Source organism: Microvirga sp. 2MCAF35 (assembly GCF_052115545.1).
Classification (GTDB): domain Bacteria; phylum Pseudomonadota; class Alphaproteobacteria; order Rhizobiales; family Beijerinckiaceae; genus Microvirga.
On sequence record NZ_JBFRGW010000016.1, the window covers coordinates 21,700 to 40,920 of the forward strand.

Below are 19,221 nucleotides of genomic sequence, written 5' to 3' on the forward strand. Positions count from 1 at the left end.
TCTACGGCGCCGGAACGGGATCCCGGCAGGAGATGTGTATGATCAAGGCGAGCATTGCGCTGGCAATCCTGGGCTTGGGCGTTCTGGCGGCCTCCCTGTCCGGGGCGGTCGCCGTTCCGTTCTATCTGCCCCTCTCGACCCTTGCCCTGGTCGGGATCGTTTATATCGGGCGGGACATCCCGAAATTCCTTCGCATCTTCCTCGCGATGGTGTCGGTGACGCACATCGTGCTCGTTCTGCTCGTCCTCGGGGCCACATCAGGCCTGATCACGGGTGACTATACGGGGTATGTCCCGCCGCCCTCCGCCGCGCTTGGCGCGACCGCCTTCGGGGCGATCATCTATGGCCTGTCCCATGTGCCGGTCGTCCGCACCATCTGCCGGATCACCGATCTCTATATCGAGTCCCAAGCCGCCAGCGTCATCCGCATTCCGTTCCTCGGCCTCGTGCGGGCCCGCGAGGGCACCATCGGCACCTGGATGATCGCGATTCTCATCGCGATCAACCTCGCTCAGGTGGCCCTCAACGTCCGCCTCAGCTTCTTCTCGCGCGACATGTTCAATGCCTTGCAGGATAAAGACGCCGCGGCTTTCTGGTATCAGCTCTTCGTCATCTTCACGCCATTGGCGGCCGTGTTCGTCGCCATGGCGCTGACCGAGGTGCTGCTGCAGAACGTGCTCTCCATCCGCTGGCGCGCCTTCCTCAATACCTATTACCTGCGCGAGTGGCTCGGCGACGGGACGCATTACCGGATGCAGATCATGGGACGGGGCGCGGACAACCCGGACCAGCGCATCTCGGAAGACCTGCGCAAGTTCGTCGAAAGCACCTATTCCCTGTCCGTCGGCCTCATGAATCAGGCGGCGACCCTCGTGTCCTTCGTGGCCATCCTCTGGACGATCTCGGCGGGCTTCACCTTTCCGGGGACGAGTTGGGAGATACCGGGTCTGCTGGTCTGGGTCTGTGCGGGCTATGCCATCCTCGGCACCTGGGTGACGCATCTCATCGGCCGGCCGCTGATCGCTCTCAACTTCGAGCAGGAGCGCGTGGAGGCGAACTATCGCTTCTCCTTGGCGCGCCTGCGCGAATATACGGAGCAGGTGGCGCTTCTCTCCGGCGAGCAGGCCGAGCGGGAGAGCCTGGGACGGCGGTTCGGGCAGATCGTCGACAACTACATGCGGATCGTGTTCCGCCTCATCAAGCTCAACACCTTCACCTCGGCCTATTTCCAGGCCAACGTGGTGGTGCCCTATATCCTGACGGCGCCCTATTACTTCATCGGCAAGATCTCGCTGGGCCAGATGCAGCAGGTAGTCGGCGCGTTCTCGCGGGTCGAGTCGGCTCTGACCTACTTCATCACGATCTATACGACGCTCGCGGACTACAAGGCCGTGCTCGATCGTCTCACCACGTTCGAGGGTGCGATTGCGTCCGCCCAGCGGGTCGGCGGTGAAAGCAAGCTCATCGTCGACGAAGAGCCGGTCCGGGAGCTTCGCCTGAAGGATCTCGACGTGCGCCTGCCCGACGGCAGTGCCCTGATGCATACGGATGCGCTGACCTTCCGCCCGGGCGAGCGCACGCTGATGACTGGCCCGTCGGGCTCGGGCAAGTCCACGTTGTTCCGCGCCATCGCCGGGATCTGGCCCTTCGGGGAAGGGCAAGTGTTGGTACCGGAGGGGCAGACCATGATGCTCCTGCCGCAGCGGCCCTACATCCCCATCGGGACGCTGCGCGAGGCCGTCACCTATCCCGGCCGGGCCGAGTCCTACGAGGATGGTCAGATCGCCGAAGCTTTGCGCGGGGCCAGGCTGCCGCAGATCGCCGAGCGCCTCGATGAGGACCGCAACTGGGCGCAGACCCTCTCGCTCGGCGAGCAGCAGCGCCTTGCGGTGGCCCGGGCGCTTCTCGCGAAGCCCGACTGGCTGTTCCTGGACGAGGCGACAGCCGCCCTCGACGAGCCCACGGAAGGGGAGATCTACCGGATCATCCGGGAGAAGCTGCCGAACACGACGGTCGTCTCCATCGGCCACCGCTCGACGCTCTCCGCCTATCACGACCGGCGCGTCGACATGAAGAAGACCGAAAGCGGCCTCTCGACCCCGGTGGATCTGCGGCAGACGGTGCCTGCGGAGTAGGTAACGGGCTTTCTCCACGTCATCACCGGCCTTGTGCCGGTGATCCCGATCGGAAAAGGCGCGGTGCTTCACGGGAGCGGGATGGCCGGCACAAGGCCGGCCATGGCAAAAGGATACCAACGAAAAAGGCCGGCTTCACGCCGGCCTTTTCACTCTTGTTGAAGCCAAAGCCTCAGAGTGAGCGCTCCAGGATCAGCTGGCCGCCGTTCTGGGTCTGGATGATCAGGTTGCGGCCCTGAATGTCCCATTTGCCCGAGGAGCGGAGGGCCACCAGGAAGGCCTGCTCGATGGCCATCGTGCTCTTGTCGCAGCTCTTCTTCGTCAGGGCGAAGGGACCGACGGCCAGGCCCTGATCGCGCAGGGGATAGGCCGCGGTGGCATAGGTGTTGCAGCCGCCAAAGCCGGTGGCCCGGAGCTGGTCGTCGAGCCTGAAGCTCGGACGCTCGCCGGTGAAGGGCTTGCCGTTCAGGCTGACGGCCACCCAGGAGGAATTCAACGGGAAGATCTTGCCGGTTTCGCCCGGCTGCGGGACCTTGTTATCCACCTGACGGGTCGGGCCGGCCGGTCGGCCGAGGGTGGCGGCCGATTGGGCATGAGCTCCCGAGACGGCGGCAAGGGCCACCAGACATGTCGCAAGTCGAAGCGCGTTCATCGGAACCTCTACTACAGAAAAGCGCAGGGACCATAAGAGGCCTCGGGCATTGAGGCAACTCTCTCTCGTGAAGATGCACACCAAGCCTGAAGCCATGGTGAAGGCGAATACACAACGATTCTATCCGATCCGCCGCAGGAGGCGTTCGGTGAGCGCGTTGGTGGGGCGGAACAGATAATCGAAAGCCCGTACCGTGACGTCCTGGGCGCCTATGCCCTGCAGGGCGGCCACGATCTCGAACACCTTGGCGGCCCGGCAATGCAGCACGATCTCGCGTCCCAGAGCGTTGCCATAGGGTAGGGTCGCGCCGTGCTCCTTCGCCAGCGCCACGAGCGCGGACGCCCGCGCTGGGTCGAGCGCAGCGCGAACCTCGCGGCTGGTGCGAGCCTCTTCCTCGGCGGCGATGCGGGTCAGCACGGCGGTCGCGGCAGCCCGTGCCCGGTCCGTCCACGGAGCGCGTGCAGACGCCACAAGATTGGCCTCGGAACGCAGCATCACGCCGTCATCGAGAATCTTCAGGGCATTGGCCGAAAGCGTCGCCCCAGTTGTGGTGATGTCGACGATCAGCTCCGCGGAGCCTGCGCCCGGTGCGCCCTCGGTGGCGCCCAGGCTCTCGACGATCCGGTAATCCGCTACGCCCTTTTCGGCGAAGAACCGGCGGGTAAGGTTCACGTACTTTGTCGCGACCCGCATCTTGGTGCCGTGGCGCGCGCGCAGGTCGGCCGCGACCTCGTCGAGATCGGCCATGGTCCGCACGTCGATCCAGGCCTGCGGCACGGCGACGACCACATTGGCATGACCGAAGCCCAGTGGGGTGAGCAGCTCCACGGCTTCGTCCGCGTCCGCGATCTGCTCGCGGATCAGGTCCTCGCCGGTGATGCCGAGATGGGCCGTGCCGCTGGCAAGCTGGCTCACGATCTCCGAAGCCGACAGAAAGGCGACCTCCACGTCCGGAACGCCGGCGAGCGTGCCGCGATAGTCGCGCGCGCCCCGGGACTGGGTGAAGACGAGGCCGGCGCGGGCAAAGAACGCGGCCGCGTTCTCCTGCAGTCGCCCCTTGGAAGGAACGGCCAGAATGAGAGGGGAATCGGTCATCAGGGCATCCCCACGATACGGTCGAGCCAGAAGGAGCAGCCGACCGCCGGGATCGGCGCATCGGCGCCGAGATGTTCGAGCAGGTGGTCGTAGCGTCCGCCGCCCACGACCGGTTTGCCGTCGCCGCGGCGCGGGTCCTGCACCTCGAAGATGAAGCCCGTGTAGTAGTCGAGGTTGCGGGCGAAGGTAGCCGCGAAGGAGAAGGCGCTCACATCGAGTCCGCGCGCGGCCATGAAGCCGGTGCGCGCCTCGAAGGTGGAGAGGGCTCCGTTGAGGTCCAACCCGGCGTCCTTGGCGAGCGTCCTCACCGTTTGGGCTGCCTGGTCCGGATCGCCCGCGATGGTGAGATAGCGCTCCAACACCTGCCGGGCTTCGTCGGGCAGGCCGGTCCGGTTCGCGGCGCGGGCCAGGAAGCGCTCGGCGATCTCGCCCGCACTGCGCCCGCCGACGCGGGCAATGCCCGCAATCGACAGGATGTCCTCCACGAAGGCCTTGGCGGCCTGGGGCGCCTGTCCCTCGATGGCGGCGAGCAGGCCCGCATGCTCCTGGGCGCCGGACCCGTCGGGTTCGGCAAGGCTCGCCAGTCCCTGGCCCGACACGATGGCCCGGATCACCCGCCTCTTGGCGGCCGGCGCGATTCCCAAGGCATCGATCAGGGCATGGAGCAGGCCCATGTCGCCCAGCCTGACGATAGGGGCCGGGCCGCCGAACTGCTTGAGACCGTCCAGGGCGAGGGCGAGAATCTCCGCATCGACGGCCGAGACGTCCTTGCGGCCGATGGATTCCAGCCCCGCCTGCAGGAACTCGCCGCTCTCGCCCGGGCGCATGCGGAAGACCGGCCCGCCATAGGAATAGCCGGAGGGCTGGGCGCCATGCCGGTGGAGATGATGCAGACAGACCGGGATCGTGTATTCGGGCCGCAGGCACAGTTCCTCGCCCGAGGCGTCCTGCGTCACGAACATGCGCCGCCGGATATCCTCGCCCGAAAGCTCGATGAACACATCCGCCGGCTGCAGCACCGGCGGCTCGATCCGCGCATAGCCCTCGCGCTCGAAGAGCGCGATCAGCGCGACAATGGCATCCGTCTCCGTCACTGGCCTGGCCCAATCCTCATGTCGGCATGCTCTCTACCAATGCGTGGCCCGGAAGGCGATTGTTTTCGACCGGAAGGGTGAATGCCGGTCAACCGCATTGATGCTCAGAAGCGGGTGATGACGCTGATCCCCAGGCCTTCGAACCGGTCCATGGCCATGAGGGCGGCGGGGGCCTCGTCGAGGCCGATATGCTGGCCGACGAGCTTTTGCGGCGCCAGCTTGCCGGTGCGGATCATGGCCATCATGTCCTGATAGCGGAAGGCCTGCATGCCGTGGCTGCCGTAGACCTCCAGCTCATGGGCGATGATCTGCGCCATCGGCACCTGCGCGCGGGCATGCTCTCCCACCATCAGGCCGACCTGCACGTGACGTCCGCGGCGGCGCAGGTTCGCGATGGAATTGAAGCAGGTCGCCGGATGGCCCAGGGCGTCGATGGACACATGCGCGCCCCCCTTGGTGATCTCCTTAACAGTGCCGACCACATCGGTGGCCTCGCGCGCATTCACGGTCGCCACCGCGCCCATCGTCCGGGCGAAGGCGAGCTTCTCGTCGGTGAGATCGACGGCGATCACGTTCGCCCCCATGGCGCTGGCGATCATGATGGCAGACAAGCCCACGCCGCCGCATCCATGCACGGCCACCCATTCGCCGGGCTTCACGCGGCCCTGGTCGACGATGGCGCGGAACGACGTGACAAAGCGGCAGCCGAGGCTCGCGGCGGTGGCGAAGTCGAGTTCGTCGGGCAGGGCCACAAGGTTGGTGTCGGCGTAGTCGACCGCCACATATTCCGCGAAGGATCCCCAGGCCGTGAAGCCCGGCTGGAACTGCTGCTCGCAGACCTGGTGATTGCCGGAATGGCATTCGTGACAATGGCCGCAGCCGCCCACGAACGGCACCGTCACCCGGTCGCCCTTCTTCCAGCGCGTCACCTGCTTGCCGGTCGCAAGAACCGTACCTGCCAGCTCATGCCCCGGCACATGCGGCAGCACCACGTCGGGATCGTGCCCCATCCAGCCGTGCCAGTCGCTCCGGCACAGGCCCGTCGCCTCTACCTTGATCACGACGCCTTCCGCCGAGGGTGTCGGATCCGGCACGTTCTGCACGCGCGGGGGCTGGCCGAACTGCTCGAAGAGAACCGCTTTCATGAAAGGCCTTTCCTTCGCGACGAATGGGAAAGGGGCGGTATAGCGGCTGGATCAGGACTGGGCAAATGCGGCTGCGGCCGACATTCGCCGCTCAGATCACGAAGAAGTCGCTGTGGCTGAGCTTGAGGTTCTTGTTCAGCGTGGCGAATTTGACCTGGGGTTTGAAGCCGGTGCCGTCCGGATCATAGTAAAGCGCGCCGGTCGCCTTGTCGTAGATGATCCGGTCGTTCCCGTCCTTGGCGGCCGCCCCCTTCACGAACATGGCCGACTTGAGCTTGATGCCTGTGGCCGAGCCTTTGCCGAGCTTGGTGAAGATCTTGTTCTCCAGATGAATCGAGTCGTATTTCGGATCGAAGTCGTAGATCCGGTCGACGTTCTTGGTCCGGCTGAGAGCGGTGTCGAAGACGAAGACATCCTTGCCCGTTCCGCCATAGAGCCTGTCGTTCCCGGAGCCGCCGGAGAGCGTGTCGTTGCCGCCTAGGCCCCTGAGGGTATTCGTGCCGCCATGGCCGATGATGGTATTGTCGGTGTCCGAGCCGGTGAGATTGGCGCTCGCTTTCGACGACACGCTTTGGAGCCTGAGAATCTCAATCTCGGCACCTGCTCTCAGTGCGTAGCTTCCATTCGCGATCACACTATCGCGGCCCTCGTGGACGGCTTCGTCGACGACGTCCCCGTTGCCGACGAAATAGGTGTCGTCGCCGCGGCCACCCATGAGAACGGCGGATCCATGGCCGGTGAAGACATCGTCGAAGGACGAACCCAGGAGGCCCTCAATCCCGATGAAGGTATCGCCCGCGCCGCAGGAGAGGCTGGCGGTCACGCCCGATGACGCGGACGCAAACGAGGCGAAGTCGAAGCCTTCGCCGCCATCGAGAACATCCATGCCTTCGCCACCGTCCAGCGTATCGTCGCCGAGACTGCCGTGCAGGATGTCGTTCCCCGCGCCGCCATCGAGCCGGTTCGCGCTTGCGTTGCCGGTGATCACGTTCGCCAATTCATTGCCGGTCAGGCTGATGGCGGCTGCGCCGGTGGCCGTGAGGTGCTCCACATGGGCACCCAGGACATAACTGACGCTCGTCAGGGCCGTGTCGATGCCCTCACCGGCCCTCTCCATCACTTGGTCGCCGGGATGGTCGACCACATAGGTGTCGTTGCCGCCGCCACCTTCGAGCCTGTCCACGCCAGCACCGGCATCGAAAGTGTCGTCGAAGGCCGTACCGATGTAATGATCGTTGCCGGCCGTCCCTGTCAGAACGATCGCGTGGTCGCGCGGGTCGATGATTTGAATTCCATGCGAGTGCCGAACGAGAATGCGCCCGTCTGCCATGAGCTGAAGTTCATGCAGGTAGATGGACGCCGTTGTCGCTTGCTGGCTGACACGGACATCGTCGGCCATTCGTGTGCCGTGCCTGTCGAAGATGGCGAGATGGATCTCCAGCCCCGGAGTCCCTGCAATCAATCCCGTCGCTCTCTCATAAGCCACGGCGAAGCCGCCGTCCGGCAGGGCGAGCACATCGGAATGCCCGGCCGAGAGAAGCTCCGGAAATGCAAGGGACGAGACGGGCTTTACGGTGGAGACGGGAGCGCCTTCGGAGTTGTAGACCTGCAGGAAGGTGTTGAAATCGGGCGTTCCGGGCGAGCCTTGCTCCATCCACGTCACGACGAAGCCGCCGCCTTCTAGGCCGGTGACCTTGACCCCTTCCTTGATCGGCGATGCGCTCGCCGAAATGGAGAAGGAAGCCGACAGGGTTGGCCCGCCGGTGCCGGACCGCGTGAGCACATAGCCTTTGAGGGTCGATGTGCTTTCGCGCACCACGACGATGGCATTGCCATTGTCCAGCGCGGTCACGTCGGTGAGAACGGCTCCCGGCTGAGGGCCGCCAGCCGGACCAAGATCCAACGCGGCGGAGCGTGTACCGTCCGGGCTGAAGATGCGCAGATAGGCGTGGCCGCTGGCTTCGTCGCGGACGCTGATGGCCAGGGTACCATCATCGAGTGCTGCGATTGATTCCGCGTAATCTTTAGCCCCGGAGACAGGGTCGAAAACCGGTCGGGGCACTCCGATCGGTGTCAGGCTGGCACTGTAGATGGCGACCCAGGGCGCTATGTACGTATTCCCGGAGCTAGGTGTGTACACCGTCCATGTGATCGCGATTCGTCCATCGGGCAGTTCCACGGCCATCGGATCGATCGCCGGAACCTCCAGTTGCCCGCCTATACCCGGCAGGCCGTGATCCGGAACGTCCAGGATCTGCTCAGCCTTCAGCGAGCCGTCCGCGTTGTAGATCCAGGCCTTGAGCTTGTAATCGGGGAACGTCCCCGTCTTCCCGACGAACAGGAAGGTGCCGTTGCTGAGCGCCGTCATATGAGGAAACTGGATTCCCGACGGAAGCGAGAACGAAGCTCCCCAGAGAAACGGCGCGGCCATGGCGATCACTCATTGCGTCGAGACGTAAGGCGCCCCATGGCGCGGTGACGCAATGTCATGCAAAACCGGATATAGGACAACCGTCTTGTCGTGGGAGAATGGGTAGGCCTTATCCTGCGTAGCGCCCGACCATCATCTTCGTCACGCCGCTTGACTTCAAAACCTGTAATCAATGTTACATAGTAACTGTACTTCCAGCGTGCGACTTGGCCCAACCCTCGAAATGGGAGGGCGGCTTTTAGCGATAGCTGACCACAGGAAAGCTCAGGATAATGCATCTTAGTTACGAAATGCCATATCTCTGATACATATTCCCGATGAAACGGATTTACTTCCTTCTTTTGATGCTTGCCTTGGCCTTTATGGGCGCCCGTCCGGCTTTCGCGCACCGCCCCTACTTCACGCAGGTCGAGAAGATACTTCTTCCAAACGGTGAGATGGGAGAAGCGAGACTTCTGAACGGGGATGGGATTTTCGGTCCTGATCCTGTGCGTGTCATCATCCTGGATGCGCAAGGACGTTTGCTGGCACGAAGTCACAAGACGCATTCGATGGCGCTCGCATGCGGGAAAGAGAAACAGTGTCTCATCTTCGATTTCTCCGCAGGAAAGATACTTGATCCTACTCCCTCGTCCTTCCGGCCGGGCCCAATCGTCCCGGGCCTCTCGGATCATGAGAGGGATGATTTGTGGGAGTTGGAGGACGGATCCGAAAACTGGGGTTTCGTGCGCCGGGATCCAAGTTTCGAAGAAAAGATCCTGGGTTATCGGACCATTCTGTCCAGTAAAATGCCGGTGGTCATATTCAATTCCGTCATTGGCGCTTTGTGCGCACTTCTGGGTGTCGGAGTTTTGATCATCAAAGGGCAGGCTAGAACACGATACTTCGAAACCTTTATGGCAAGTATAGCAATCTTGCTGATCCTAGGAATGGGGCTCTTCCTTATCCTGGTGTCGGGCTTCTTCAGCCTTCTTGGAGGACTGACACGAGGTCCTTGGCTTGTATCGCTTTGCCTCGGGGGTATCTTAACCTTCGTGGGTGTCAGGATACTAAAACGAGGCCGAGCGCAAACCGCGCCGGAATAAGAAGCCTCAACCTCTGAACCGCCCGAACACCACTTTCGTCTCCCCATAATCCCGCCGCTCGATTTCCTCGAAGTCTTCCGGCAGCGCGACCTCGGTACCTTGCGCCTCTTCCACGATCACGAGGGCGTCGGGCACGAGCCAGCCGCCCTCGGCGCAGGAGCGCAGGGCTTTGGGCGCGAGCTCCTTGCCGTAGGGCGGGTCGCAGAAGACGACGGAGAAGGGCGCGTTGGGGGCGGCGTCTCCCATGTGGGTGGCGTCGCGGCGGAAGAGGCGGGTGGCGCCGCCGGCCCCGAGGGCTTCCACGTTCTCGCGGATGATGCCGCGGGACTGCGCACCGTCGTCGACGAAGAGCGCGAAGGCGGCTCCGCGCGAGAGCGCCTCCAGCCCGAGGGCTCCGGTGCCGGCGAAGAGGTCGAGCACGCGCGCGCCCTCGATCGGGTCGTCGTAACCGTGCTGGAGGATGTTGAAGAGCGTCTCGCGCAGGCGGTCCGAGGTCGGGCGGATTGCGTCCGAGCTCGGCCCCTTGAGCGAACGGCCGCGCCAGCGCCCGCCCACGATTCTCATGGTCTGAACCTCATCGAGAGAGTCCTGGAAAGCTCATCCTGGGAGTTCGGATCATCAAGGACCAGCAACCTCTCCCGTCATCGCCGGCCTTGTGCCGGTGATCCCGATGGGAAAAGCGCGGCGCCCTTCAGCATCGGGATGGCCGGCACAAGGCCGGCCATGACAACAAAGTGAAGCGCATGACGAGCCGGCCTGTCAGGACGAGGTTGATGGTTCCCCTCGTTCAGCGGCGGCCGCGCGGGCCACCCTTCGAACCGCCTTTGAAGCCGCCCTTCGAGGCTCCGCCCTTGGACGCGCCTCGGGGGCCGCCCTTGAAGCCTCCGCCCTTCGGGCCACCACGCGAGGGCGCATCCCCGCGCGGAGGGCCGCGACGGGGGCGGTCATCGTCGCCGCGGGCGCGGAACGGACGGTCGCCCTGCGGCTTGCGTGGGCGGTCCTCGCCTCCCTCGCGGGAACGGAAGGGGCGCTCACCTGGGCGCGAGCGCGGGCGCTCGTCGCCCTCGGTCCGGGCTCGGAAGGGCCTGTCGCCGGCGGGGCGGCGCGGGCGCTCGTCGTCACGGCGCGAAGGGCGTTCTCCACCCTCGCGGCCACGGCGGGCGGGCGCCGCATCGCGGTCGTCGCGACGGCGGGGACGGTCCTCGCCGCCGGCGGCACGGCCCCTGCGCGGTGCGGGCGCTTCCTCTTCCTGCGGCTGGCGCACGAGACGCTCCACGACGACCTTGCGGCCCTCGCTCAACGCAATCGCGCCGACACGCTCGCGCTGGCGCTCTCCGCTCGCCGCACGCGCCTCCTTCGGATCCGCGCCACGACGCGGGGACTTCCTGCGCGGGGCATCCTCGTCGGTCTCGCCGGCCCGCCACACGCTCGTCTTCACATCGAGGCGGGAGGGGCGCTTCCTGGGCTCCTCCTCGTCGCGCTCGAACCGGTCGCCGCCACGGCCGCGCGAGGGCCGTTCATCGTCGTCCCGGCGCCTGCGCGGGCGCTCGTCGTCCCGATCCCGGCCGAAGCGCGAGGGACGCTCGCTGCGCTCCTCCCGGTCCTGCTTCTTGGACGAGCCGAAAGGCGCGATGGGCTCACGCACGGGGCTTTCGAAATCGACGCCCGCCTCGGCGGCCAGCGCCTCTCCGAGCTGATCCCTCAGGACCTTGGTGCGCACCTCTTCCACGAGGCCGACTTCGAGGTCGCCGAGCTGGAACGGGCCGAAGGACATGCGGATCAGGCGGTTCACCTGCATGCCGAGATGTTCGAGGATGCGCTTGATCTCGCGGTTCTTGCCCTCGCGCAGGCCCATCGTGATCCACACGTTGTCGCCCTGCATCCGGTCGAGGCGCGCCTCGATGGGACCGTAATCGATGCCGTCGATGCTGATGCCGTCGCGGAGCTTGTCGAGGTCCGCCTGGTTGATCTCGCCATGGGCGCGCACCTTGTAGCGGCGCAGCCAGCCGGTGTCTGGATGGGCGATCACGCGGGCGAGGCCGCCGTCGTTGGTGAGAAGCAGCAGGCCTTCCGTGTTGATGTCGAGCCGGCCCACCGCCACCACGCGGGGCAGGTCCTCGGGCAGGTTGTCGAACACGGTCGAGCGGCCTTCCGGATCGCGGGCCGTGGTCACAAGGCCGCGCGGCTTGTGGAACAGCCACAGGCGCGTGCGCTCCTTGGCGGGCAGGGGCTCGCCGTCCACGGTGATCCTGTCGGCGGCCGTCACGTTGATGGCTGGGGATTCCAGCACCTTGCCGTTGAGGGTCACGCGGCCTTCCGCGATCAGCACCTCCGCGTCGCGGCGGGACGCGACGCCGGCCCGGGCGATGACCTTGGCGATCCGATCCTCGACGGGCTCCTGCGGCTCGGCCCGCACGACCGGGCTCTCTTCGCGGGCGCGGCGCGGACGATCCTCGGCGGAGCGGTCGAAGCGGCGCGGGCGTTCCTCGCCGGCGCGGCCGCGGAACGGCTTGTCGCCGGAAGGGCGGCTGCGGAACGGTTTATCTCCGCCCTCGCCACGCGGGCGGAAGGATTTCTTCTCGCCGCCTTCGAAGCGGCGGGGGCGCTCATCGTTGTCCCGGCTGCGGAAGGGGCGCTCACCACCTTCTCCGCGTGGGCGGAACGGCTTATCACCGTCGCGGCTGCGGAAGGGCCGGTCGCCGGCTTCACGGGGCTTGCGCGGGCGGTCGTCGTCGCCTCGGGCGCGGAAGGGGCGCTCGCCACCCTCGCGGGGCTTGCGGGGGGGCCTGTCACCGGAGGGGCGGCCGCGGTCGGAGCGTCCGGAGGAACGGCCCCTGCGATTATCGTCGTTGCTGTCGGTCATGGGAGCCTGATAGCAGAGGAGTTCCAGAGAAGCGAGGGTTAAGGAGCGAACCGGTTGACGGATAACGCCGATCATGAGCCGCTTGATCCGGGACGGCCGGATCCCATGAGCGTGGCCTTCGACGAGGCCCGCGCCGCCGCCGCGCGCGGGGAGGTGCCCGTGGGGGCCGCCATCGTCAAGGACGGCCGGATCGTCGCTTCGGCGGGCAACCGCCCGCGCGAGCTGCGGGACCCCTCGGCCCATGCGGAAATGCTCGCCATCCGCCGGGCCTGCGAGGCGCTGGACGACGAGCGGCTCTCCGGCTGCGATCTCTACGTGACCCTGGAGCCCTGCACCATGTGCGCGGGAGCCATCTCGTTTGCCCGCATCCGGCGGGTCTATTACGCGGCCCATGATCCGAAAGGCGGCGCCGTCGACAACGGTGTGCGCTTCTTCGACCAGCCCACCTGCCACCACGCCCCGGAGGTTTACGGCGGCATCCGCGAGAGGGAGGCAGGGGAGTTGCTGAAGGGGTTCTTTGGGGAAAGACGTTAAGACATCTCAGATGACGAAGAAGTCCTTGTAAGTTATGGCAAGCTTCTTGGGGAGCTGAGCGAACTCCACTGCCTTGCCTTTGCCCGAACCGTCAGCGTCGTAGTAGAGGATGCCCTTGGCCTTGTCGTAGATGATGTAGTCGTTCTTGTCCTTGGCCTTCGAGCCCACGGTGAAGAAGGCTTTGCTGATCTGAGTCGGCTTGTCCTCCGTACCCTTCTTGCCGAGCTTCGTGAATGCTTTGTTGTCGAGCCAGATCGAGTCGTCCCTGACCTGGAAATCGGCAATCTTGTCCTTGTTGCTGTTCTTGTTGGGCTTGGTGTCGAAGACGAAAATGTCGAGGCCTGCATTGCCCTTCAGAGTGTCATTGCCCGCACCTCCCCAGATCGTATCGTTGCCGGCCCCGCCGTCGATATTGTCCTTGCCGCCGAGGCCCTTGAATATCTCAGACAGGTCGGTGCCGATTCTGGTGTCGTCGCCGTCGGTGCCTGTCCAGGTGGAATTGACGGGTAGGGGCGGAAGCGGCTCGCTTGCGACGCCGATCACTTCGACGAAGAACTGAGAGCCAGTGTCTGTCTCGCTCAGCCACGAGACCGCGTAGCTGTTGCCTTTGAGGGCGATGATGGACGGATTCCACTGATCGAGTTCAGTGCTGGTGCCGACATGCGTGAGCCCGGCGATCACCGATCCATCGGCGGCAAAGGCGGTAGTGTAGACATCATCACCGTTGCCAGCATAGACCCGGAACGCGATTGCAAAGCCGCCGTTTTCGAGCTGGCTGATCACGGGTGCTTCCATGAGTTGGCCTTCCGGAAGAGGAATGCTGATGGCATTCTGAGGGCTGGTCGAACCGTCAGGCCCAAATGTCTGCGTACGGATCATATTTCCGTCCAACCAGGCAACGATGAAGTGGCCATCGTTGAGAGGAGTGACCGACGAAATATTGAGGCTTACGGGCGAACTGCTCAACTTTTCATGAAAAGTAGGCTGTGCCTCGCTGCTTAATATCCTAACGCAAAGCTGTGGCCCTTCCGGCGTGGATGAAAGATAAGTTCCAGCATATAAACCGTTTGATAGTGCCGCTAACGGGTGATGGTCGAATTCGGGATAATTTGGAGCCCGTATTAGATTGGCTGCTATAGATTCCCAGCCATTAGGACCTTCACTGTAGACGGAACCGTAATTTTCCTCCGGAGAATACCCAATTCTATGGATAAGTGTGAAGCCACCATTCGCAAGTGCGTAGACACTGGCGTTACTCTGGCCGAGGGATGCTGGGCTGTAGCCGAGCCCAAGAAGTTCGCTCGCCGGGGTATACATTCCGTTGAGCACCTTTCCGACAATCTTTCCAAGGCCATCGTTCGTTGTCCAAGCAATTACCGTACGGCCATCGCTGAGCGCGGTGGCGTTCACATCGGTGTACGAGGCCCCGGCTTTGGAATCGATCAAGAAGGTGTCTTTCTTGACGGTGCCGTCGGTATTGAAAACCCTGCCGTAAACGTAGGCATTGTGATCGTCTGAAGTCGTCCAGACCGTGAGAAAGCTGCCGTCGCTGTATCGTGTCACGTGGCTGCTTGAACCGACACCTTGGAAACTTATCTTGCTCGGGACTGTTGATGCCATTGTCTTCCCCTGAAAGGTAATAATGTTTAGTAAAGACTTTGACGAACCTCTACAAGGGGATCCACCTCACGACGGTTGGAAGGCGCGGAAACAAGACAGACGTGAGCGTCGCATTAGGTCAATCTGATCTTGAGACATTGACAACGCACGAAGTGTGCGGCTCATCTGCGTGAGCGCATTACGCCTGCAAAAACGCCTGCAAGGCCTCCAGCGTCGCGCTCGGGTTTTCCTCCGCCACGAAATGTCCCGAGCTGACGCCGGTGCCGGTTGCGTTCGGGGCGAAGCTCTGATGCCAGATGTCGAGCGGCTGCTTCCGGTCGCCGACCGGGCCGCTGACGAGGTAATAATCGCTCCAGATCAGGTAGGTCGGACATTGGATCGTCTTGCCCGCGGCAAGATCCGCTTCGTCGGCCTCCACGTCCTGCGTCGCGCCGGCACGGTAATCCTCGCAGAAGGCGTGGATGCGGCTGGGTTCGTTGCAGCTCTGCCAGTAGAACTGAAGCGCTCTGGGATCGAAGGCGCTGAGATCGCCCGCGGCCGACCATTGTCGTATCAGGCCTTCGAAATAGGGGATCGGATCGCGCCCGATCTCCTCTTCCGGTTTCGGGTAACACTGCGAGAGATAGCCCCAGTGCGCTTCTGGAACCGTCCCCGCTTTCATCTGCTCCCACACATGATAGGTCGGCAGGATGTCGAGAAGGGCGAGCCGCTCCACCCGGCCCGGATGATCGAGGGCGAGCCGATAGCCCACGCGGGCTCCGCGATCGTGTCCTGCGACGGCGAAATGCACATGGCCCAGCGCTTCCATGACCCGGATCACATCCCGGCCCATGGCGCGCTTGGAATAGGTCTCGTGCTTCAAATCGCCTTTCGGCGCGGCGGACCAGCCATAGCCGCGCATGTCCATGCAGACGACCCTATAAGTCTCGGCCAATGTCGGCGCGAGATGGTGCCACATGACATGCGTCTCAGGGAAACCGTGCAGCAGGATCAGCGGCCTTCCGTTGCCCTTCGAGCGTGCGAAGATGCGTCCCACCTCCGTATCGATCCAGTGGCTTTCGAAACCGGGAAAGAGATCGTCGCTCATGGAGGAATGCTCGCCGTTTCGGGACAGGATGATGCGAGAAGGTAGAGCATTTCGCCGCGGAAGGGACTGTACCCATCCAAGAAACTGTGGCGCAACTCTAACGAGAAATTTCTACCGTTGCGTTATCCCTCGATAGAAGTATGTGATGGTCAGTTCCGCTCGCGCTCCACGGCGCGCCAACCTATATCCTTGCGGCAGAAACCCTCGGGCCAGTCGATCTGCGATACCGCCTCGTAAGCCTTGGCCTGTGCCCCGGAGATCGTGCGTCCCAATGCCGTGACGTTGAGCACGCGCCCGCCATTGGCAACGATCCTGTCGCCGTCTTGTTTCGTGCCGGCATGGAAGACGATGACGTCGTTCAAGGCCTCGGCCTTGTCAATGCCGCGGATCTCGGAGCCTTTCTCTGCGGCTCCCGGATACCCCTTGGCGGCCATGACGACGGTGAGCGCCGCCTGATCCGACCATTGCAGGGAGATGCTGTTCAGGACGCCGTCGCAGGCGGCCAGGAGCGCCGTCACGAGATCGGATTTCAGGCGCGGCAGCAGCACCTGGGTTTCCGGATCGCCGAGCCGGGCGTTGTATTCGATGAGCTGCGGCCCGTCCTTGGTGAGCATCAGCCCTGCATACAGGATGCCGGTATAGGGCGTGCCCCGCGCCTTCATGCCGGCGAGCGTCGGCTCGATGATCTCGCGCATGGCGCGGGCCTGAAGGTCCGGCGTCATCACGGCGGCGGGCGAATAGGCCCCCATGCCGCCGGTGTTCGGGCCCTGGTCGCCGTCGAAGACGCGCTTGTGGTCCTGGGCCGTGCCGAACGGGATGGCGTGCGTGCCGTCGCAGAGGGCGAAGAAGCTCGCCTCTTCGCCTTCGAGGAAAGCCTCGATCACCACCTCGGCTCCGGCATCGCCGAGCCCGCCGCCGATCATCATGTCGATGGCTGCCTCGGCCTCCTCGAAGGAGGTGGCGACCACCACGCCCTTTCCGGCGGCAAGGCCGTCCGCCTTCACGACGATCGGTACGCCGTAACTGCGGATATAGGCTTTGGCCGTTTCAGCATCGGTGAACCGCCGATAGGGGGCGGTGGGAATGCCGAACTCCGCGCAGAGATCCTTGGTGAAGGCCTTCGAGCCTTCGAGCTGGGCGGCGGCCTTGCTCGGCCCGAACGCCTTGATCCCTGCAGCCCGGAGATCGTCCACGAGGCCCGCCACCAGCGGCGCCTCCGGCCCGACCACGACGAAATCGACCTTCGTCACGCGGCAGAAATCGATCACCGCCCGGTGGTCCGTGACGTCGAGCACCAGGTTGGTGCCATGCTGCGCCGTGCCGGGGTTGCCGGGTGCGATGAGGAGATTGTCGCACAGCGCGCTCGCCGCGAGGCTCCTGGCCAGAGCATGCTCCCGTCCGCCGGACCCGATGAGAAGAATGTTCATGACTTTGCCTCCCTGTGCCGCCTGCGCTCTTAGCCCCAACGGGTCTTTGCGCCTAGCTCGAAAGCGCGAAACCAAGCCCGTTTCGCGGGCGCGGCGAAATGCACAGGGGATAGTTCCGCATTGTGAAGAGCTGTTGCGTCCGCGCCCTTGGCAGGTTGCGGCCTAGCGGATTAGGTTCACGTCATGTTCGCAGAAAAAGCTCCCTCGAATGCTCCCGAATGGTCGGTGTCCGATCTGGCGGGCGCCCTCAAGCGTACCCTGGAGGATGCGTTCGGTCATGTGCGCCTGCGGGGCGAGGTGTCGGGCTATCGCGGGCCGCATTCGTCGGGCCATGCCTATTTCTGCCTGAAGGACCAGAATGCCCGAATCGACGCGGTGATCTGGAAGGGATCCTTCGCCCGGCTCAAGATCCGCCCCGAGGAGGGGATGGAGGTCATCGCCACCGGGCGCATCACCACCTTTCCGGGCTCGTCCAAGTACCAGATCGTCATCGACACGCTCGAGCCCGCCGGCATCGGCGCGCTCATGGCACTGCTCGAGGAGCGCCGCCGCAAGCTCAATGCGGAGGGGCTGTTCGCCCAGGGGCGCAAGCGGCCCCTGCCGTTCCTGCCGCGGGTGATCGGCGTCGTCACCTCGCCGACCGGGGCGGTGATCCGCGACATTCTCCACCGGCTGGAGGATCGGTTCCCGCGCCGGGTGCTGGTATGGCCCGTGCGCGTGCAGGGCGAGACCTGCGCGGCGGAGGTCGCCGCCGCCATTCGCGGCTTCAATGCGCTGGAGCCCGATGGGCGGATCCCACGCCCCGATGTACTGATCGTCGCCCGCGGGGGCGGGTCCATCGAGGACCTGTGGGGGTTCAACGAGGAAATCGTGGTGCGCGCCGCAGCCGAGAGCGCCATCCCTCTCGTCTCGGCGGTAGGCCACGAGACCGACACGACCCTGATCGATTATGCGTCCGACCGGCGGGCTCCCACGCCCACGGGCGCCGCCGAGATGGTGGTGCCGGTGCGGGTCGAGCTCATGGCGGCCGTCAACGATCTCTCCCGCCGCCACATGGAGGCGACCCTTCGCCTCGTGGAGCGACGGCGGTCGGACCTGCGCGCCACGGCCCGCGCCCTGCCGACGCCGGAAGCCCTGTTCTCGCCCAAGCGGCAGCGGCTCGACCTCGCGGCCGCCAAGCTTTACCCGGCGCTCGCCCGCAATGCCCGCGGCCACGAGGAGCGTCTGCTCAAGGTTGCCCGCCAGCTGGCCCATGTCTCGCCGGTGGCCAACGTTGCCCGCATGCGCGCCCGCCTGGATGCCGTGGGGCCGCGCCCCTACAACGCGGTCTGCCGCTCCGTCCTGCTGCGGGAGGAGAGCCTGAAGCAGATCGGCCGCCGCCTGGTGGTGTCCCGCGAGGCGCTGCTGCGCGCCGAGCGGACGCGCCTTGCGCAAGGGCATGAACTCACCCGGCGGGTGGCTGAGCGTCTCGGGCCGGCCCTGCAGGGGCAAATCGCCCGCAAGGCCGACCGGCTGGAGGCGGTGTCCAAGCTCTTCGACAGCCTGAACTACAAATCCGTCCTCAAGCGCGGCTTCGCCCTGGTTCGGGACGCGGACGGGCAGCCGCTCAACTCGGCCGATGCGGTGCTGGACGGTCAGGCCCTCGTGCTCGAATTCGCCGACGGCAAGGCGGATGCGACCGGCGGGCGGATCGGGACGAGACCGCGGGTGGCCAAGCCGAAGCTCGCGGTGGCGGAGGAGCAGGGCGCTTTGTTCTGATTGAGGATTGGAAATCCTCGGCTCACCTGCTTATGTGAAAGAAGGCGCAACGCATTTCTCGATGTCATCGATGTTGAACAAGATCGAACGCAGCGGCGGCGAAGCCGTCGTGCAATATCTCGACAGCAACCTTCGGGTCGTGAAGCCCGGGGCCTATGTGCGTTGCGCGGTCACGGGCGTCGAGATTCCGCTCGACGAGCTGAAATACTGGAGTGTCGAGAGGCAGGAGGCCTATGCCTCGCCCGAGGCGGTCATGATGCGCATCACGGGTCAGCCCGCGCGTCGATAACGCCCA

Annotated in this window: 15 protein-coding genes; 5 read left to right on the plus strand and 10 right to left on the minus strand. The window is 64.7% G+C overall.

Features of this window, described 5'->3' with window-relative positions:
- Window positions 1-38: 38 nt before the first annotated feature.
- Window positions 39-2,135: an ABC transporter ATP-binding protein/permease gene (locus AB4097_RS10250; protein WP_442039113.1), complete on the plus strand. Its 2,097-nt coding sequence runs from the start codon at window positions 39-41 to the stop codon at window positions 2,133-2,135.
- Window positions 2,136-2,307: 172 nt separating this feature from the next.
- On the opposite strand, the gene AB4097_RS10255 is transcribed toward AB4097_RS10250, so the two are convergent.
- The 5 genes from AB4097_RS10255 to AB4097_RS10275 form a co-directional block, all read right to left on the minus strand.
- A complete protein-coding gene (locus AB4097_RS10255) occupies window positions 2,308-2,787 on the minus strand; it encodes an META domain-containing protein (RefSeq protein WP_442039115.1) in 480 nt (159 codons plus the stop codon).
- 120 nt (window positions 2,788-2,907) lie between these two features.
- A complete protein-coding gene (gene hisG, locus AB4097_RS10260) occupies window positions 2,908-3,882 on the minus strand; it encodes an ATP phosphoribosyltransferase (protein WP_442039117.1) in 975 nt (324 codons plus the stop codon).
- On the minus strand, window positions 3,882-4,976 hold the full coding sequence (locus AB4097_RS10265; RefSeq protein ID WP_442039119.1) for an ATP phosphoribosyltransferase regulatory subunit: 1,095 nt from the start codon (window positions 4,974-4,976) through the stop codon (window positions 3,882-3,884). The genes hisG and AB4097_RS10265 overlap by 1 nt, the downstream gene beginning before the upstream one ends.
- Window positions 4,977-5,080: 104 nt before the next feature.
- On the minus strand, window positions 5,081-6,121 hold the full coding sequence (locus tag AB4097_RS10270) for a zinc-dependent alcohol dehydrogenase family protein (RefSeq protein WP_442039121.1): 1,041 nt from the start codon (window positions 6,119-6,121) through the stop codon (window positions 5,081-5,083).
- A gap of 91 nt (window positions 6,122-6,212) precedes the next feature.
- On the minus strand, window positions 6,213-8,552 hold the full coding sequence (locus tag AB4097_RS10275) for a calcium-binding protein (protein WP_442039123.1): 2,340 nt from the start codon (window positions 8,550-8,552) through the stop codon (window positions 6,213-6,215).
- A 317-nt stretch (window positions 8,553-8,869) separates the two neighbouring features.
- Between AB4097_RS10275 and AB4097_RS10280 the strand changes: the two genes are divergently transcribed.
- Window positions 8,870-9,637: a hypothetical protein gene (locus AB4097_RS10280; protein ID WP_442039125.1), complete on the plus strand. Its 768-nt coding sequence runs from the start codon at window positions 8,870-8,872 to the stop codon at window positions 9,635-9,637.
- A gap of 6 nt (window positions 9,638-9,643) precedes the next feature.
- On the opposite strand, the gene rsmD is transcribed toward AB4097_RS10280, so the two are convergent.
- Window positions 9,644-10,201: a 16S rRNA (guanine(966)-N(2))-methyltransferase RsmD gene (gene rsmD / locus AB4097_RS10285; protein WP_442039127.1), complete on the minus strand. Its 558-nt coding sequence runs from the start codon at window positions 10,199-10,201 to the stop codon at window positions 9,644-9,646.
- A gap of 223 nt (window positions 10,202-10,424) precedes the next feature.
- Complete coding sequence (locus AB4097_RS10290; RefSeq protein ID WP_442039129.1) at window positions 10,425-12,500, minus strand: pseudouridine synthase; 2,076 nt, start codon at window positions 12,498-12,500, stop codon at window positions 10,425-10,427.
- A gap of 105 nt (window positions 12,501-12,605) precedes the next feature.
- Here AB4097_RS10290 and AB4097_RS10295 point away from each other — a divergent pair, with 105 nt between their 5' ends.
- A complete protein-coding gene (locus AB4097_RS10295; protein ID WP_442039237.1) occupies window positions 12,606-13,034 on the plus strand; it encodes a nucleoside deaminase in 429 nt (142 codons plus the stop codon).
- A 6-nt stretch (window positions 13,035-13,040) separates the two neighbouring features.
- On the opposite strand, the gene AB4097_RS10300 is transcribed toward AB4097_RS10295, so the two are convergent.
- From AB4097_RS10300 to purD, 3 genes are all read right to left on the minus strand, one after another.
- Window positions 13,041-14,654, minus strand: a complete 1,614-nt coding sequence (locus tag AB4097_RS10300) for a calcium-binding protein (protein ID WP_442039131.1) — start codon at window positions 14,652-14,654, stop codon at window positions 13,041-13,043.
- Between the two features lie 178 nt (window positions 14,655-14,832).
- Complete coding sequence (locus AB4097_RS10305) at window positions 14,833-15,741, minus strand: alpha/beta fold hydrolase (RefSeq protein ID WP_442039133.1); 909 nt, start codon at window positions 15,739-15,741, stop codon at window positions 14,833-14,835.
- Between the two features lie 149 nt (window positions 15,742-15,890).
- Window positions 15,891-17,168, minus strand: coding sequence for a phosphoribosylamine--glycine ligase (gene purD / locus AB4097_RS10310; protein ID WP_442039135.1), 1,278 nt, complete (start codon window positions 17,166-17,168; stop codon window positions 15,891-15,893).
- A gap of 183 nt (window positions 17,169-17,351) precedes the next feature.
- On the opposite strand from purD, the gene xseA reads away from it, so the two are divergent.
- Both xseA and AB4097_RS10320 read left to right on the plus strand, forming a co-directional pair.
- The gene (gene xseA / locus AB4097_RS10315; RefSeq protein WP_442039137.1) at window positions 17,352-18,926 is read left to right on the plus strand and encodes an exodeoxyribonuclease VII large subunit; all 1,575 of its coding nucleotides are present in this window, start codon (window positions 17,352-17,354) and stop codon (window positions 18,924-18,926) included.
- A 70-nt stretch (window positions 18,927-18,996) separates the two neighbouring features.
- A complete protein-coding gene (locus AB4097_RS10320) occupies window positions 18,997-19,215 on the plus strand; it encodes a DUF2093 domain-containing protein (protein ID WP_442039139.1) in 219 nt (72 codons plus the stop codon).
- The last annotated feature ends 6 nt before the right edge of the window (window positions 19,216-19,221 follow it).

Excerpts from the sequence above, each read along its gene's own strand:
- hisG (WP_442039117.1), bottom strand. The coding sequence starts at position 3,882 with ATGACCGATTCCCCTCTCATTCTGGCCGTTCCTTCCAAGGGGCGACTG.
- rsmD (WP_442039127.1), bottom strand. The coding sequence starts at position 10,201 with ATGAGAATCGTGGGCGGGCGCTGGCGCGGCCGTTCGCTCAAGGGGCCG.
- AB4097_RS10280 (WP_442039125.1), top strand. The coding sequence starts at position 8,870 with ATGAAACGGATTTACTTCCTTCTTTTGATGCTTGCCTTGGCCTTTATG.
- AB4097_RS10305 (WP_442039133.1), bottom strand. The coding sequence starts at position 15,741 with ATGAGCGACGATCTCTTTCCCGGTTTCGAAAGCCACTGGATCGATACG.
- AB4097_RS10300 (WP_442039131.1), bottom strand. The coding sequence starts at position 14,654 with ATGGCATCAACAGTCCCGAGCAAGATAAGTTTCCAAGGTGTCGGTTCA.
- AB4097_RS10270 (WP_442039121.1), bottom strand. The coding sequence starts at position 6,121 with ATGAAAGCGGTTCTCTTCGAGCAGTTCGGCCAGCCCCCGCGCGTGCAG.
- AB4097_RS10275 (WP_442039123.1), bottom strand. The coding sequence starts at position 8,552 with ATGGCCGCGCCGTTTCTCTGGGGAGCTTCGTTCTCGCTTCCGTCGGGA.
- purD (WP_442039135.1), bottom strand. The coding sequence starts at position 17,168 with ATGAACATTCTTCTCATCGGGTCCGGCGGACGGGAGCATGCTCTGGCC.
- AB4097_RS10290 (WP_442039129.1), bottom strand. The coding sequence starts at position 12,500 with ATGACCGACAGCAACGACGATAATCGCAGGGGCCGTTCCTCCGGACGC.
- AB4097_RS10250 (WP_442039113.1), top strand. The coding sequence starts at position 39 with ATGATCAAGGCGAGCATTGCGCTGGCAATCCTGGGCTTGGGCGTTCTG.
- xseA (WP_442039137.1), top strand. The coding sequence starts at position 17,352 with ATGTTCGCAGAAAAAGCTCCCTCGAATGCTCCCGAATGGTCGGTGTCC.
- AB4097_RS10320 (WP_442039139.1), top strand. The coding sequence starts at position 18,997 with ATGTTGAACAAGATCGAACGCAGCGGCGGCGAAGCCGTCGTGCAATAT.
- AB4097_RS10255 (WP_442039115.1), bottom strand. The coding sequence starts at position 2,787 with ATGAACGCGCTTCGACTTGCGACATGTCTGGTGGCCCTTGCCGCCGTC.
- AB4097_RS10295 (WP_442039237.1), top strand. The coding sequence starts at position 12,606 with ATGAGCGTGGCCTTCGACGAGGCCCGCGCCGCCGCCGCGCGCGGGGAG.